This is a genomic window from Acidovorax sp. LjRoot66 (assembly GCF_964253305.1).
Classification (GTDB): domain Bacteria; phylum Pseudomonadota; class Gammaproteobacteria; order Burkholderiales; family Burkholderiaceae_C; genus Acidovorax.
Window position 1 is genome coordinate 1342192 of record NZ_CAXUQU020000001.1, and the last position, 14442, is coordinate 1356633.

Annotated in this window: 14 protein-coding genes; 5 read left to right on the forward strand and 9 right to left on the reverse strand. The window is 68.5% G+C overall.

Going from position 1 to position 14442, the window contains the following annotated elements:
- Positions 1 to 30: 30 nt before the first annotated feature.
- From ACSQ3Y_RS06235 to ACSQ3Y_RS06260, 6 genes are all read right to left on the reverse strand, one after another.
- On the reverse strand, positions 31 to 1266 hold the full coding sequence (locus ACSQ3Y_RS06235; RefSeq protein WP_436176760.1) for a M48 family metallopeptidase: 1236 nt from the start codon (positions 1264 to 1266) through the stop codon (positions 31 to 33).
- Entirely contained in the window at positions 1266 to 2531 is a 1266-nt protein-coding gene (locus ACSQ3Y_RS06240) for a YjgN family protein (protein WP_057200134.1), read from the reverse strand. The genes ACSQ3Y_RS06235 and ACSQ3Y_RS06240 overlap by 1 nt, the downstream gene beginning before the upstream one ends.
- Positions 2532 to 2633: 102 nt before the next feature.
- Positions 2634 to 3422 (reverse strand): rRNA pseudouridine synthase, encoded by a 789-nt coding sequence (locus ACSQ3Y_RS06245; RefSeq protein ID WP_057200135.1) that lies wholly within the window; start codon positions 3420 to 3422, stop codon positions 2634 to 2636.
- Positions 3415 to 5082 carry an MBL fold metallo-hydrolase gene (locus ACSQ3Y_RS06250; protein WP_436176761.1) on the reverse strand — a complete coding sequence of 556 codons (1668 nt, stop codon included), beginning with the start codon at positions 5080 to 5082 and terminating at the stop codon, positions 3415 to 3417. The genes ACSQ3Y_RS06245 and ACSQ3Y_RS06250 overlap by 8 nt, the downstream gene beginning before the upstream one ends.
- Before the next feature lie 73 nt (positions 5083 to 5155).
- Positions 5156 to 5908 carry a maleate cis-trans isomerase family protein gene (locus ACSQ3Y_RS06255; protein WP_436176762.1) on the reverse strand — a complete coding sequence of 251 codons (753 nt, stop codon included), beginning with the start codon at positions 5906 to 5908 and terminating at the stop codon, positions 5156 to 5158.
- 93 nt (positions 5909 to 6001) lie between these two features.
- Complete coding sequence (locus ACSQ3Y_RS06260) at positions 6002 to 6964, reverse strand: Bug family tripartite tricarboxylate transporter substrate binding protein (protein ID WP_436176763.1); 963 nt, start codon at positions 6962 to 6964, stop codon at positions 6002 to 6004.
- 99 nt (positions 6965 to 7063) lie between these two features.
- Here ACSQ3Y_RS06260 and ACSQ3Y_RS06265 point away from each other — a divergent pair, with 99 nt between their 5' ends.
- A complete protein-coding gene (locus tag ACSQ3Y_RS06265; RefSeq protein WP_057200139.1) occupies positions 7064 to 7933 on the forward strand; it encodes a LysR substrate-binding domain-containing protein in 870 nt (289 codons plus the stop codon).
- 9 nt (positions 7934 to 7942) lie between these two features.
- On the opposite strand, the gene dkgB is transcribed toward ACSQ3Y_RS06265, so the two are convergent.
- Together dkgB and ACSQ3Y_RS06275 are read right to left on the reverse strand one after the other, a co-directional pair.
- Positions 7943 to 8755, reverse strand: coding sequence for a 2,5-didehydrogluconate reductase DkgB (gene dkgB, locus ACSQ3Y_RS06270; RefSeq protein ID WP_057200251.1), 813 nt, complete (start codon positions 8753 to 8755; stop codon positions 7943 to 7945).
- Positions 8756 to 8795: 40 nt separating this feature from the next.
- Entirely contained in the window at positions 8796 to 9998 is a 1203-nt protein-coding gene (locus ACSQ3Y_RS06275; RefSeq protein WP_057200140.1) for an MFS transporter, read from the reverse strand.
- A gap of 114 nt (positions 9999 to 10112) precedes the next feature.
- On the opposite strand from ACSQ3Y_RS06275, the gene ACSQ3Y_RS06280 reads away from it, so the two are divergent.
- Positions 10113 to 10997 carry a LysR family transcriptional regulator gene (locus ACSQ3Y_RS06280; protein ID WP_057200141.1) on the forward strand — a complete coding sequence of 295 codons (885 nt, stop codon included), beginning with the start codon at positions 10113 to 10115 and terminating at the stop codon, positions 10995 to 10997.
- 10 nt (positions 10998 to 11007) lie between these two features.
- Here ACSQ3Y_RS06280 and ACSQ3Y_RS06285 read toward each other — a convergent pair whose 3' ends face one another.
- Positions 11008 to 11712 (reverse strand): glutathione S-transferase N-terminal domain-containing protein, encoded by a 705-nt coding sequence (locus ACSQ3Y_RS06285; protein ID WP_428002510.1) that lies wholly within the window; start codon positions 11710 to 11712, stop codon positions 11008 to 11010.
- A 127-nt stretch (positions 11713 to 11839) separates the two neighbouring features.
- Between ACSQ3Y_RS06285 and dapF the strand changes: the two genes are divergently transcribed.
- From dapF to ACSQ3Y_RS06300, 3 genes are read left to right on the forward strand one after another with little or no spacing between them, the layout of a single operon-like run.
- The gene (gene dapF, locus ACSQ3Y_RS06290) at positions 11840 to 12718 is read left to right on the forward strand and encodes a diaminopimelate epimerase (protein WP_428002509.1); all 879 of its coding nucleotides are present in this window, start codon (positions 11840 to 11842) and stop codon (positions 12716 to 12718) included.
- On the forward strand, positions 12715 to 13413 hold the full coding sequence (locus tag ACSQ3Y_RS06295) for a DUF484 family protein (RefSeq protein ID WP_436176764.1): 699 nt from the start codon (positions 12715 to 12717) through the stop codon (positions 13411 to 13413). The genes dapF and ACSQ3Y_RS06295 overlap by 4 nt, the downstream gene beginning before the upstream one ends.
- A gap of 21 nt (positions 13414 to 13434) precedes the next feature.
- Positions 13435 to 14433: a tyrosine recombinase XerC gene (locus ACSQ3Y_RS06300; RefSeq protein ID WP_436176765.1), complete on the forward strand. Its 999-nt coding sequence runs from the start codon at positions 13435 to 13437 to the stop codon at positions 14431 to 14433.
- The last annotated feature ends 9 nt before the right edge of the window (positions 14434 to 14442 follow it).

Genomic DNA, 14442 nt, shown 5'->3' on the forward strand with positions numbered 1-14442 from the left:
CAGGCCTGCCCTGTGCAAGCGATACGCGGATCAACCCCGCTTGGGGCAATGCATGGCATGCCCTTGTTCCAGTTCGGTGGCGCGCTCCACGGTGTCGGGGTGGCTGCTGAGCAAGGACCACACGGGGCCCAGTGCCTCCGGCGCCTTGGGTTCTGCGGTGGTGGATGCAGAGCCTTCGGCCGGTGCGCTGGCGCCTTCCTTGGCTGCGGTGGCGGCCTTCTTCCTGGCCGCCTTTTCCTCATCGTCCTCGTCCTGCGCAATGGCCAGCAGCAGCTTGCCCATGGGCGCCGTGGGCAGCTTCGCATGGGACATGACGGCGATGGCAAAGCAGTCGGCCTCACGCTCGTGGTTGCGGCTGTAGGCCAGGCCGGTGAGCACCGATGCGCCGGTGGAGACGATGCCCGACACGTCGCCCAGCGCCAGCCCCATGCCCATCTGCAGCACGCCTTGCTGCACCACCATGCGCGTGGTGTGGCGGTTGGCCACGTGGCCGATCTCGTGGGCCAGCACGCCGATGAGGGCGTCGTCGCTGAGCCCCTTCTTCTCTGCCGCCTTGGCCAGGCCATCGGTCATCACCACCGTGCCGCCAGGCAGGGCGAAGGCATTCGCCCCCATGCCGGAGCGGAACGACAGCGTGTAGGTGGGGGCGTAGCCAGGGTAGCGCTGCAACTGGGTGGGCAACGCTTGCACCAGCGTGTCGAAGCGTGCCTTCAGTGCGGCCTGGCGCTCCTGGGGCAGCTTGCTCGGCTTGAGCGTGCCCTTGTCCATCTGCGTGAGCACATTGCTGGCCACGCTGGTTTCCCAGGACAGGGGGACGAAGCGCGTGAGTTCCGTGGCCGCCCAGGGCGTGCCGTAGCGGTAGAACAGGGTCAGTCCGACGACGGCGACCGCTGTGACGCCGAGTAGCACGGGCCAGCGCGTCTGCATGCGCTCGGCCAGGCTGGGGCGGGCACCCGCTTCGGCCAGCGCAGCATGCCATTGGGCCACGGCGTCGATCTCCAGGCTGCCCTGGTCGCGCAGGTCCACCACCACCCGCTGCTGCGGGCGGCGCTCGCTCCAGGCCTCGGGCCAGCCCACCTCGCCCCAGGGGAATACGGTGGGGGCCGCACCAGGCTGGGACAGCGGGTGCAGCGCCAGCGACGGGCCCTTGGGCGTGCGCTGCAGGCCCACGAGCACCGGCTTGGCCTGGCTGCTCAGCCCATCGAACCAGCGCCCTGGCACCAGGGTGCCGGGGGGCGCAGCAGCAGAGGAGGGGGGTGCGTTCATCAGCCGATCAGGTCCAGCCCTGCCGCGTCGGCCAGTGCATCGCCAATGCCGCCTTGCTGCTGCTGGCGCACCATGGCACCGGCCACCTGGTCCACGCCACCCTTGACGTGCAGCGTCACGGATTCGACCTTCATGCGGTACTCGCTGACCCGTGCGAACGGGCGGTACAGGCCCAGCGTGAGCAGGGTCAGGAACAGGTTCTTGATGCGCAGCAGCACGTAGCGGCCCGTGCGCAGCTGGCACTTGAAGCGCGCCACCTGGCTCAGGCCGATGTTGTCCCACATGAGCTGGAACATGCGGGCCTCGCGGTAGGCGCGCGCCGGTGCCGAGGCCAGGAACATCAGGAAGATGCCTGCGATGAACGCCACCGCGAAGACCACGAAAATCAGGGCGCCCCATTTGTCCTTCAAGCCGGCGATGAGCGCGAACGACCCCCCTGCCAGTACCGCCAGCCCTGCCGAGATGCCCACCACGAACAGCAGGAAAACGGCCACCGTGGCCGCCCAGACCTTGATGAAATCCATGTACACGGGTTTCCAGCGACCGGATTCGGCCCCTACCTGGGCGCGCAGCACCAGCAGGCTCTTGTAGTTGTATTCGAGGCGGATGAAGCACAGCACCGACAGCAGCAGGCCCAGCACCACCAGGCCCCAGATGGCGGCGGTCATGGTCGGCAGGTCGGCCTCGCCGCTTTCGTCGGCAGCCAGCTCCTGCAGCGCCCCGGCCGATTCGGGCGCGAGGTACTGGATGCCGAAGAACACGCCGATCCACACGAGGGCGATGGCGAACACGGGCCAGCTGGCCACGTACACCTCGCGCCAGGAGGCCGTGAACTGCAGGCGCAGGCCGCGCCAGCGCGTGGAGCCCAGGCGAAAACGCATGGCACTGCCCCAGATGAACGGGGCCAGCAGGGCGCCGGCAAGCAGGAAGAGGGACACCGCCGTGTCCTGCCCGGTGTTGACGGCAATGTTGTAGGCGATGGTGATCATCACCAGCATGACGAAGCCCATCACCATCCGACGCTGCTGCGCCGTGAATTCGAGCGGGCTGCCGGCCACCAGGGTGTGGCCATAGAAATACTGGGCGGTGCGCCGCCGTGCCCAGGGGGTGTAGAAGCCCAGGGTGAGGATGGTCAGCAGCACGTTGACGATCCATACCCGGAAGTACTCGCCGCCGCTGCCGGTGAATTCAAGCGGATGCGCATCGATCTCCTGCGCGAAGTTCGATGCGGGCGCCGCTCCTGCCCCTGATTGCTGATGGTCCATGGACTCCCTCCTGTTATGGAGGGCAGTGTATCAGCGGCCTGTGGCGGATCGCCTTCCCTCAAAACGCCTATTGCTCACCTTTTGATAGCTAGCGAGTGCCGTTCAGAATCGCTCCCAGGGCTGCAGGTAGCGCCACTGTCCCTCGGGCACCTTGGACAGTGGCACGCGGCCGATGCGGATGCGCTTGATGGCCACCACGCGCAGGCCCACGGCCTCGCACATGGCAGGAATCTGCCCCGGACGAATGCCTTTGAGCGCAAAGCGCAGCCGCGTCTCGTTCTGCCAGCTCACCTTGATGGGGGGCAGCGCGCGGCCATTGAATGACAGGCCGTGGCACAGGCGCTGCAGGCCGTTGGGTGCGATTTCGCCGGCCACCTCCACGATGCATTCCTGCTCCAGCGATTCGATGTCCTCGGCCAGCTTGCGTGCAATTCGCTTGTCCTGCGTATAGACCACCAGGCCGCTGGCCTCTGTGGGCAGGGGGGTGAAGCATTCGAGCTGGCGGAAATGGCGTTGCAGCACGCGGATGCCCGAGGCATCCTCGGGCAGGTGCGAGGCGAGGGCCAGCAGCGTGACGGCGGGCGTTGCACCCTGGCTACGGCTCGCATGGGCGGCGCCAGCCTGCCCCGGCGCACCCAGGCCGGCCTCGAAACCGGCGGGCTTGTGCAGCAGCAGGGTGACGGGGGTCAGCTCCAGCAGGCTCGCATCGGGGTCCACCGCCACGCTCTGGTGCGGTGCCACGCGTGCACCAGGCACCTCGACCACGGCGCCCTCCACGCTCACGAAGCCGCCCTCGATGAATTGTTCGGCCGTGCTGCGCGAGCAGTTGAGTTGCTCGGCCACGCGCTTGGCCAGCCGGACATGGCCGGCTTCAGGGTTTTTTTCAGTCATTACCGGGTTCCATGGCGCGGATGCGCTCTACATGTGCAAGCAGCGAACGCTGGGCGACGGGCCACATGCGCGGGGGCACGTCGTCGTAGGCGTGGCGCACCCAGTCGTCCATGCTGCCCTGGGGCAGTGCCTGCATGGCGGCCAGTACCTTGGCCTCGCGCGCCAGGCGGTGGGCCTTCAGGCGGGCAATGGCGCTGCGCGCCTCGCCCAATACGTAGCCGTGCGCGGGCAGGATGAAGTTCACGCCCTGCTTCTCGCAGGCCGCGTCCAGCGCGTCCAGCGAATCGAGGTAGTCGGCCATGTTGCCGTCCGGCGGGTCGACCACCGTGGTGCTGCCGTTGAGGATGTGGTCGCCGCTGAACAGCAGGCCATCCTCCTCCAGCAGCAGGCACAGGTGGTTGGCCGCATGGCCGGGGGTGTGGACCACCTGCAGGGTGTGGCTGTTGGCGGCATCGGCCACCTGGGCGGACAGCACCAGGCGCTCGCCATGGGCCAGCTCGCGCTCGGGCGTGAAGGCGCTGGCCACGCGGGCTGTGGGGGCCGAGCGCAGGCCCAGGATGGGGGGCGCCGGCTGCCCGGCCTGCACGCACAGTGCCTGCAGCGGCGCCGCGCCGGGAGAGTGGTCGGGGTGCGAGTGCGTGCAGACGATGGAGCGGATGTCGCCACCGGCGGCGCGCCAGAGCTTCTCCAGGTGCTCGGGGTCGGCCGGGCCGGGATCGATGGCGATATAGCCCGTGGCCGGGTCGCCCACCAGGTAGCTGTTGGTGCCTGGGCCGGTCATCACGCCCGAATTGGGGGCCGTGAGGCGCTGCACGTTCTTGAGCAGGGGCACGGGGTGGTCGGTCTGCCAGTCGAGCGGGTGCACGATCTGCCCGTCGGGGCAGACCAGCGCCAGTTCGCCGAACGGCATTTCGTCTTCCATGTAGCGCGCTTCCTTGCCACCCAGCAGGCCGGCGCGCGGGCAGCTCACCCACAGGGGCTGTTCGTTGGCCAGGGCGCCGAGCACGGCGTCGGTGTTCTTGAATTTCGCCAGCCGCTGCAGCGTGCGGATGGTCGGGAAGATCATGAAGAACTGGCCCGCATCGTGCCGCGCCAGCGCGTCGGCCGGGCGCACCCATACGGGCTCGAACTGCTCGGCCTCGTCGGCCACCGGGGTCTGGCCCTCGGGCATGCGCGCGGCCAGGAAGGGCACCTCGAAGCGGCGCGGCAGGTCGCGGTCGGCCGTCCAGTAGGCCAGCAGGTAGACGCTGTCGGCCGCCAGGCGCAGGCCCCTGGCTTCGCACTGCGCGGCAAACGGCGCGCCGCGGTCCAGCGCGGCAATGTCGGCGGCATCGGCCATGCGGCCGTCGGCGTGGCGCGCCAGCAGCACGCCCAGTTCCTCGAAGCTCTCGCGGATGGCGGCGATCGCCTGGGTCAGGTGCAGGTCGCTCTGGGCCGGGCGGCGGTCCGCCACCTGGTGCGACTGGGCATCGAGCGCATCGATGCCGCCGCCCGGGAAAACGTAGGCCCCTGGGGCAAAGCTCGCGTTGGGCGAGCGCCGCGTCATCAGCACCTCCAGCGCCCCGTCGCCTTCGGCGTCGCGCAGCAGCAGCACGGTGGCGGCCAGGCGGGTGGGAACGGGTTCGCGGTGGGGATGGAGTTGCTGGCTGATGCGGGGCATGGGGCCATTATCCGGCTTTGACCCGCAGCCCGCCGGGCGCGTCATGCGGGAAAGCGCGGGGCTTTCCCGCGGATCAGTACTTGCCCGAGAGCAGGGCGCCGGCATGGGGCACCCGGGTCTCCAGCCCCAGGCGCCTGAGCATGGCCCAGGTGGTGCAAGCCGCCGCCGACACCACGGGGATGCCCAGCCGGTCCTGCGCCACCTGCACCGACGCCAGCGAGGGCATCTGCACGCAGGCCGAGATCACCACCACGTCCACCCCGCGCGTGTCCAGGCGCTGCACGATCTGCGCTGGGGCTGCGGGGTCCTGTGCGCCCACCTCCAGGTTGTCGGCGATCTCCAGCGACAGGCTGTCGTGCACGGCAATGCCTTCGTGTTCGATGTAATCCACCACCAGTTGGGTGAGCGGCTTCATGTAAGGGGTGAGCACAGAGACCTTCTTCGCGCCCATGGCCTTCAGGCCTTCGACCAGCGCGCCAGCGCTCGACACCACGGGCGCTGGCTTGCCGTTGGCGACCGTGATCTCGTGCAACCGCTTTTCGGACGTGCGGTGGTAGCCCAGGCCCATGCTCATGATGGCCACCAGGCAGGCATAGCCCATCACGTCCATCTTCCCGTCGGACAGCTCCAGCGCGCAGCGGTCGGAGTCGCGGTCCATGGCGGCCAGCTCTTCCTGGGTGACCTTCTGCATGCGCATGCGGCTGGCATGGAAGCTGAAGCGCTCGGGCAGGATCTGCTCGCGGGCGCGCAGCATGGCGGGGATCTCGGTCTCCATGGTGGTGTTGGAGCTGGGCACGATCTGCCCGATGCGGTAGGTGCGTTGCATGGCGGTCTTTCGGGAAAAAATGGGCACAGCGCTGCCCTGCCCGGCGCACAGGGGCCGCCGGGAATGGGATCACACGGGGGAGTGGCTGGCGGGTCAGTCGGCCTTGATGCCGGCGCCCTTGATGGTCTTGGCCCAGTAGGCGGTCTCGGTCTTCACGAGGTCGCCGAGTGCCTCGGGCGGCAGGTAGCGCAGCTCGATGCCGGCGGCGTCGGCGCGCTGGCGCGTCTCGGGCATCTCCAGGGCCTTCTTGACGTCGGCCGTGAGCTTGCTGATCACCGCCGGTGGCGTGGCCGCCGGGGCGAACAGGCCCACCCAGGCTTCGAGCTTGAAGTCGGGCATGCCGGCCTCGGCCACCGTCGGCACGTTGGGCAGGCCCGGGTGGCGCTTGGTGCCGGTCACGGCAAAGGCCTTGAGCTTGCCGCTGACCACATGCTGCATGACCGACGGCGGCGTGGTGATGAACACCTGCACCTGGCCGGCCAGCACGTCGGCCACGGCCGGGCCCGAGCCGCGGTAGGGGATGTGGGTCATGAAGGTGCCGCTCTGCTGCTTGAAGATCTCGGTGCCGATGTGCGAGAGCGAGCCGTTGCCTTGCGATGCGTAGTTGACCTTGCCGGGGTTCGCCTTGAGGTAGGTGATGAACTCCTTGAGGTTGTTGCCCGGCACCGAAGGGTGGGCCGCGATCACGTTGGTGGCCACGGTGAGCAGGGCCACGGGCGCGAAATCCTTGGCCTCCCAGGGCAGGCTGGGGGTCAGTGCCGGGTTGCCCACATGGTAGGCCGAGTACGAGATCAGCAGGTTGTAGCCGTCGGCCTTGCTGCGGGCCACGGCACCGTAGGCCACGTTGCCGCTGCCGCCGGCCTTGTTGTCGATCACCACCGGCTGGCCGAGCACGCGCGCCAGGGGTTCGTTGAGCAACCGGGCCGAGGTGTCCACCACACCGCCGGGCGGGTTGGGCACCGTGAGCGTGATGGCCTTGCTGGGGTAGTTGTCCTGCGCCGTGGCCAGGCCCGAAAGGGCCAGCGTGGCAGCCAGCAGGCTGTGCTTGATCGTCATGTTTGTCTCCGCCTGGATGTTGTAGTCAGGGTATTGTGGAAACAAGCGAACCAACAGTCCAATATATTGTTGGTCTTGATCAAGACTTGAAAAGTATCAATGGAACTGCGGCACCTGCGTTACTTCATCGCCCTGGCCGAAGAGCTGAGCTTCACGCGCGCCGCGCAGCGCCTGCATGTGTCGCAGCCGCCGCTGAGCCTGCAGATCGCGCAACTCGAGGCGGAGCTGGGCGCCCAGCTGTTCGTGCGCACCAGCCGGCGTGTGGAACTGACGCTGGCAGGCCAGGCCTACCTGGTGGATGCGCGTGCGGTGCTGGAGCGGCTGGACACGGCGCGCCAGCGCGTGGCGGCCATCGGCCAGGGGCAGGCGGGGCGCATCGAGGTGGGGCTGTCGGGCTCGCATTTCCTCGGGCCGTTTCCGGCAGCGCTGGCGCGCTACCGGCACAGCCACCCGGGCGTGGACGTGGTGCTGCACGAGATGCAGCCCTCGCTGCAGCAGGCGGCCCTGCGCGACAAGCGCATCGACGTGGGCATTTCGCGCACGGCGGTCAACGACGACCAGCTCGCGAGCACCCTGCTGTGGCCCGACCCCGTGGTGGCGGCCCTGCCGCCCGGCCACCCGCTGGCGGCGCGCAAGGCGCTGGCCCTGAAGGACCTGCGCAGCGAGGCCTTCGTGATGCTGCGCCGCGATTCATCGGCCCACGCCGAGCACATGGTGCAGTGCTGCGTGCAGGCCGGCTTTGCGCCCCGGGTGGCGCAGACCACGGTGGAGCTGGCGGCCTTGCTGAGCCTGGTGGCCGCAGGGCTGGGCGTGGCGCTGGTGCCGTCGTCGCTCGGCAGCCTGTTCGGCGCCCGCGTGGTGCTCAAGACCCTGGGGGCCAGGGCACCGCGTGCCGACGTGCATGCGCTGCAGCGGCGCGACGATGCCTTGGGGGTGGTGCCGGCCTTCGTGCGCGTGGTGACCGGCTGAGAGGATCGGTCAATCCCAGGCAGGGGCAAGGCCGTCGGGGTCGACCAGGCGGCCGCCACGGTCCAGGCTGGCGATCTGCGCCATATCGGCATCGGTAAGGCGCAGCTGCTGCGCCTTGAGGTTGCTGGCCAGGTTCTCGCGCCGGGTGGACGAGGGGATCACCGCGTAGCCGAGCTGTAGCGCCCAGGCCAATGCCACCTGGGCCGTGGTGCCCCCATGCGCGCGGGCAATGGCTTCGATCACCGGGTCGTTCAGCACCTTGCCGTAGGCCAGCGTCATGTACGAGGTGATGGGGATGCCCTGGCTTCTCGCGAAGTCGGCCACGCTGCGGTTCTGCAGGTAGGGGTGCAGCTCAACCTGGTTGGTGGCGATGGCGCCCGCGCCCACGGCGGCAATGGCCTCCTGCATCAGCGCCACGGTGAAGTTGGAGACACCGATCTGCCGCGCCAGGCCCTGGGCCCTGGCTTCGGCCAGTGCACCCATGAACTCGGCCACGGGCACGGCACCGCTGGGCGAAGGCCAGTGGATCAACGCCAGGTCCACCTGCTCGCTGCGCAGCTTGGCGAGGCTGTCCTTCAGGCTGGGGATGAGCTTGTCCGCCGCCAGGTTCTCCGTCCAGACCTTGGTGGTGAGGAACAGCGCGCTGCGTGGCACACCGCTTTCTGCGATGGCCTGGCCGACCTCGGCCTCGTTGCCGTAGATCTGCGCGGTGTCGATGGCGCGGTAACCCAGGTCGAGCGCGTTGCGCACCGAGTCGATGACGACTTGGTCCTTGAGGCGAAAGGTACCGAGGCCGAAGGCGGGGATGGTAGAAGAATGCATGAAGAAAGACTCCGTGTGGATGTGCAGGAAAAAAGGGTGATCAGTGGCCGACGGGGACCGGGCCACTGGAGCGCACGGGGATGCCGGCTCGGCGGTCCAGCACGCCGCTGTAGTGCGTCAGGGCCAGGGAGCCCAGCACCACCACGGCACCGATCCAGGGCGTGTGCATCAGGCCCAGGTGCGTCACGATCAGGCCACCGGCCCAGGCGGCACCGGCAATGCCCAGGTTGAAGGCGGCGATGTTCAGGCCCGAGGCCACGTCCACCGCCTGCGGCGTGAAGCGCTCGGCCTGCTTGACCACGTAGACCTGCAGCCCCGGCACATTGCCGAAGGCCACGGCGCCCCAGAGCAGCACGGTCACCAGCGCCAGCCAGGGGTGCGGCGCGGTGAACTGCAGCAGCAAAAGCACGGCGGCCAGCAGGGCGAACACGATGCGCAGCGCCGGGATCGGGCCCAGCCGGTCGGCCAGCCGGCCACCCCAGATGTTGCCCACGGCCACCGACACGCCGTAGACCAGCATCACCCAGCCCACCGCACCGGCGCTGAACCCCGAGATGTCGGTCAGGATGGGTGCAAGAAAGGTGAAGGGAATGAAGGTGCCACCGTAGCCGATGGCCGTCTTGGCATAGACCAGCAGCAGGCGTGGCTCGGCCAGCACCTTGGCCTGCTGCAGCAGCGAGGCGGGTGGGGTATGGGCGATATTGCGCGGCACGAAGAGTGCGCTGCCGATGAAGGCGACCACGCCCAGGGCCGAGACGGCCAAAAAGGTCTCGCGCCAGCCGAAGTGCTGGCCGATGAAGGTGCCCAGCGGCACGCCGGTGACCAGCGCCACGGTGAGCCCGGTGAACATGATGGCAATGGCGCTGGCCGCCTTCTCGCGCGGCACCAAACCGGTGGCGATGGTTGAGCCGATGGAGAAGAACACCCCGTGCGCCAGGCCGGTGAGGATGCGCGCGGCCACCAGCGATTCATAGCTCGGTGCCTGCCAGGCCAGCAGGTTGCCGGCGGTGAACAGCGCCATCAGCGACAGCAGCAGCGCCTTGCGCGGCAGCTTGCCGGTCAGCGCGGTGAGCACCGGGGCGCCGACGGCGACACCCAGGGCATACAGGCTCACCAGCAGGCCCGCCGAAGGGATGCTGATGGACAGATCGGCCGCCACGGTGGGCAGCAGGCCAACGATCACGAACTCCGTCGTGCCGATGGCGAATGCGCTGAGCGTCAGCGCGAGCAAGGCAATGGGCATGGAAACACTCCTGTGTGGATGCAGGGAAGTGTCGGGTTTGTAGCCTTGCAGAAAAAGAGGGTTCTACGCCATAGATAGTTGATTTGGAATCAACAATCGGCGAGCATTGCGCCCATGAAATCCACCCTGGAAGAGTTGCAGGCCTTCGTGGCCGTGGTCGACGGCGGCTCCATCACTGCGGCGGCGGACCAGTTGGGTCAGACGGTCTCGGGCATCAGCCGGGCCCTTGGGCGCCTGGAAAAGAAGCTGGAGACTACGCTGCTGCGCCGCACCACGCGCCGCACCGAGCTGACCGAGGAGGGCCAGGCCTTCCTTCTGCGCACGCGCGCCATCCTGGCCTCCATCGACGATGCCGAGGAAAGCATGGCGGCACGCCGCCAGCAGCCCGCCGGCCGGCTGCGCGTGAATGCGGCCACGCCTTTCATGCTGCACGCCGTGGTGCCGCTGGTGCCGGCGTTCCGAGCCGCCTATCCGCAGATCACGCTGGAACTGAATACCGACGAGATGTACATCGACCTGCTGGAGCAGCGCACGGACGTGGCCATCCGCATAGGCCGGCTGCAGGACTCGACCCTGCACGCGCGTCCCCTGTGCACCAGCCGCCTGCGCGTGCTGGCCAGCCCGGAGTACCTGGCGCGCGCCGGCAAGCCCAAGGGCGTGGCCGAACTCTCCGGGCATACGCTGCTGGGCTTCAACGAGCCAGAGTCGCTCAACCGCTGGCCGCTGCGCGGCACGCACGGAGACGAATGGCGGATCGTGCCCAGCCTCACCGCGTCGAGCGGCGAAACATTGCGCCAGCTGGCGCTGGAACATGTGGGGCTGGTTTGCCTGTCGGATTTCATGACCGCAGGCGACCGCGAGGCCGGCCGCCTGGTGCAGGTGCTGGCGCGCGACACGGTGGACGTGCGCCAGCCCATCAATGCGGTGTACTACCGCAACACGCAGTTGGCCGCGCGCATTGCGTGCTTCCTGGACTTTCTCCAGGAGAGAATGGGCTGAGCTCGATCGCTCAGCCGCGCGCGGGAATGTTCAGCCCCTTGGCCACGGCCGGGCGTGCCACGAAGGCGTCCAGCACGCGTTTGATTTCCTTGAACTGGTCGAACTCCACCAGCTCGCCCGCGCCATAGAAGCCCACCAGGTTGCGCACCCAGGGCAGGATGGCGATGTCGGCAATGGTGTAGGTGTCGCCCATCACCCACTGGCGTCCGGCCAGGCGCTGGTCCAGCACGCCCAGCAGGCGCTTGGACTCGGCCACATAGCGGTCGCGCGGGCGCTTGTCTTCATAGTCCTTGCCGGCGAACTTGTGGAAGAAGCCGAGTTGGCCGAACATCGGGCCTACGCCGCCCATCTGCCACATCACCCACTGCAGGGTTTCATAGCGGGCCGCTGCGTCCTGGGGCACCAGCTTGCCGGTCTTGTCAGCCAGGTAGATGAGGATGGCACCGGACTCGAACAGCGCCAGTGGCTTGCCGCCGGGGCCGTCGGGGTCGAGGATGGCGGGGATCTTGTTGTTGGGATTGAGCGACAGGAACTCGGGCGAGGTCTGGTCGTTGGTCTCGAAACTCACCAGGTGCGGCTCGTAGGGCAGGCCCATCTCTTCCAGCGCGATCGAGGCCTTCACGCCATTGGGCGTGGGCAGCGAGTACAGCTGGATGCGGTCGGGGTGCTGGGCGGGCCACTTGCGGGTGATGGGGAAGGCGGAAATGTCTGCCATGGGCTCCTCGTTCGTTGTTTTCAAAGACGCGTTAGCCTAAACCGCTTGGCCGCCCTGTGCCGGATGGGGGTATTGCCATTGCCACGGTGTCTGACAAGGCCGGCCCTGCACCGACGATAATCCGGGCATGAAGATCCACTTCACCAAAATGCAGGGCGCGGGCAACGACTTCGTCGTGCTCGACGAGACCCGCTCGCGGCTGAATCTCACCGCCGGCCAGTACCGCTACCTGGCGGACCGCCATTTCGGCGTGGGCGCCGACCAGATCCTCACCGTGCGGCCCTCGCCTGCCGCGGGCATCGACTTCGAATACGTGATCCACAACGCCGACGGCGGCGAGGTGGGCCAGTGCGGCAATGGCTCGCGCTGCTTTGCACGCTACGTGCGCGACAAAGGCCTGACGGACAAGGACACCATCCGCGTGCAGACCCTGAGCGGCGTGCTCTCGCCAAAGCTCAATGCCGATGGCCGGGTCACGGTGGACATGGGCGTGCCCGTGCTCGACGAGCCCCGGGTGCCTTTCGATACCACGGCCCTGGCCCCCACGGTGCAGGGCAACGGCCGCACCTGGCCCCTGGCGTTCGATGTGCAGGGCATTCCCGTCACCGTGCCGGTGGCCGTGGTCTCCATGGGCAACCCGCACGCCGTGCAACTGGTGGACAGCGTGGACACAGCCCCGGTGGGCCTGTGGGGCCCGCTGATCGAAAGCCACTCGCGCTTTCCGGAGCGCGTGAACGCGGGCTTCATGCAGATCGTGGGCCGTGGCCACGTGCGCCTGCGGGTGTTCGAGCGTGGCACGGGCGAGACCCTGGCCTGCGGCTCGGGCGCCTGTGCGGCCGTGGCCGCCGGAATTCGCCTTGGGCTGCTCGACAGCGAGGTGCATGTGGACATGCATGGCGGGCGCTTGACCATCGCCTGGAGCGGGCAGGATACCGATTCCCTTTTCATGACCGGCCCGGCCACCACCGTATTCGAAGGCCAGATCGACATTCCGGACGCAGCATGACCAACCCCAGCACCCATATCCCGCCCATCACCGAAGACGACATCGCCCAGTTCCTGGAGAACACGCCCGGCTTTTTCGAGCGCCATGCCGAGGTCCTGGCCAGCGTGCAGATCACCAGCCCCCATGGCGCGCGCGCCGTGAGCCTGCAGGAGCGCCAGGCCGAGATGCTGCGCGAGAAGATCAAGGGGCTGGAGCACCGCGTGATGGACATGGTGCGCAACAGCGGCGAGAACACCGCCATTGCGGCCAAGGTGCACCAGTGGACCAGCGCACTGCTGCAGGTCAAGGACCCGTTCGACCTGCCCGAAGCAGTGGTGGAGGGCATCCGCACCCTGTTCGACGTGCCCCAGGCCACCGTGCGCGTGTGGGAAGTGGCCGGCCCCTACGTGGATGCCGACTTCGCCCAGGGCGCCAGTGAAGACGCGCGGGCCTTCGCTTCGTCGCTGACCATGCCCTTTTGCGGCCCCAACCTGGGCTTCGAGCCCGCCGGCTGGCTCAGCGCAATCGATGGCGTGCAGGCCCAGTCGCTGGCCCTGCTGCCGTTGCGCCAGGGCGCCATCGACAGCGCCACGCCGGCCTTCGGGCTGCTGGTGCTGGGTTCGCACGACCCCCAGCGCTTCGATGCCACCATGGGCACCGAATTCCTTTCGCGCATTGCCGAGCTGGCCAGCTCGGCGCTGGTGCGCCTGCGCTGACCTGTTGGCGGACGGCTGCACGTGACTACCACCGCACCCGTCGCCCCTGAGCCCGGCACCTTGGCGCCAGATCCGCTGGTGCTGCGCTACCTGGAGCATGTGCGCGTGGAAAAGCGCCTGGCGGCGCGCACGCTCACGCTCTACACGCTGGACCTCGAGAAGCTCGCGCAGTTCGCAGCCGGCGTGGGCCTGCCCCTGCTGCAGCTGCAGACGGCGCACATCCGCCGCTTCGTCGCGCAGATGCACAGCGGCGGGCGCAGCGGGCGTGGCATTGCGCTCATCCTTTCGGGCTGGCGCGGCCTTTTTATCTGGGCCGGGCGCCAGGGCCTGGTGCCGCACAACCCGGTGCAGGACGTGCGCGCCCCCAAGGCACCCAAACCCCTGCCCAAGGCCTTGGGGGTGGACGACGCCGTGCGCCTGGCCGAGTTCGACAACACCGGCGCCGACCCCTGGTTGGAAACGCGCGACGCCGCCATGGTGGAGCTGCTGTACGGTTGCGGCCTGCGCGTGGGCGAGCTCGCGGGGCTTGATGCCGTGCCCAGTGCCGAAACCCAGCGCCAGGGCCGCGGCTGGATCGACCTGCAGGCGGGCGAGGCGCATGTGTTCGGCAAGGGCAGCAAGCGGCGCAGCGTGCCGGTGGGCCGCTCGGCCCTGGAGGCTCTGCAGGCCTGGCTGGCGCTGCGCGCCGGGCCGTTCGGCGGCGACGGATCGGCGCGCCTGGATGCCGCGTTGTTCCTGGGCCAGCGCGGCGCGCGGCTCACGGCACAGTCCATCTGGCTGCGGCTGCGCCAGCGCAGCCAGCAGGCCGGGCTGACCACCCCTGTGCACCCGCACATGCTGCGTCATTCGTTCGCCAGCCACCTGCTGCAGTCCAGCGGTGACCTGCGAGCGGTGCAGGAGTTGCTCGGCCACGCCAACATCACTACCACTCAGGTCTACACGCGCCTGGATTTCCAGCATTTGGCCAAGGTGTACGACGCGGCGCACCCGAGGGCCAGGCGCAAGCCAGGCGCTGAATAAATCGGTCCG

What these genes read in the sequence shown, in the direction of transcription:
- ACSQ3Y_RS06235 (WP_436176760.1), bottom strand. Translation starts at nt 1,266, where the DNA reads ATGAACGCACCCCCCTCCTCTGCTGCTGCGCCCCCCGGCACCCTGGTG.
- ACSQ3Y_RS06240 (WP_057200134.1), bottom strand. Translation starts at nt 2,531, where the DNA reads ATGGACCATCAGCAATCAGGGGCAGGAGCGGCGCCCGCATCGAACTTC.
- ACSQ3Y_RS06245 (WP_057200135.1), bottom strand. Translation starts at nt 3,422, where the DNA reads ATGACTGAAAAAAACCCTGAAGCCGGCCATGTCCGGCTGGCCAAGCGC.
- ACSQ3Y_RS06250 (WP_436176761.1), bottom strand. Translation starts at nt 5,082, where the DNA reads ATGCCCCGCATCAGCCAGCAACTCCATCCCCACCGCGAACCCGTTCCC.
- ACSQ3Y_RS06255 (WP_436176762.1), bottom strand. Translation starts at nt 5,908, where the DNA reads ATGCAACGCACCTACCGCATCGGGCAGATCGTGCCCAGCTCCAACACC.
- ACSQ3Y_RS06260 (WP_436176763.1), bottom strand. Translation starts at nt 6,964, where the DNA reads ATGACGATCAAGCACAGCCTGCTGGCTGCCACGCTGGCCCTTTCGGGC.
- ACSQ3Y_RS06265 (WP_057200139.1), top strand. Translation starts at nt 7,064, where the DNA reads ATGGAACTGCGGCACCTGCGTTACTTCATCGCCCTGGCCGAAGAGCTG.
- dkgB (WP_057200251.1), bottom strand. Translation starts at nt 8,755, where the DNA reads ATGCATTCTTCTACCATCCCCGCCTTCGGCCTCGGTACCTTTCGCCTC.
- ACSQ3Y_RS06275 (WP_057200140.1), bottom strand. Translation starts at nt 9,998, where the DNA reads ATGCCCATTGCCTTGCTCGCGCTGACGCTCAGCGCATTCGCCATCGGC.
- ACSQ3Y_RS06280 (WP_057200141.1), top strand. Translation starts at nt 10,113, where the DNA reads ATGAAATCCACCCTGGAAGAGTTGCAGGCCTTCGTGGCCGTGGTCGAC.
- ACSQ3Y_RS06285 (WP_428002510.1), bottom strand. Translation starts at nt 11,712, where the DNA reads ATGGCAGACATTTCCGCCTTCCCCATCACCCGCAAGTGGCCCGCCCAG.
- dapF (WP_428002509.1), top strand. Translation starts at nt 11,840, where the DNA reads ATGAAGATCCACTTCACCAAAATGCAGGGCGCGGGCAACGACTTCGTC.
- ACSQ3Y_RS06295 (WP_436176764.1), top strand. Translation starts at nt 12,715, where the DNA reads ATGACCAACCCCAGCACCCATATCCCGCCCATCACCGAAGACGACATC.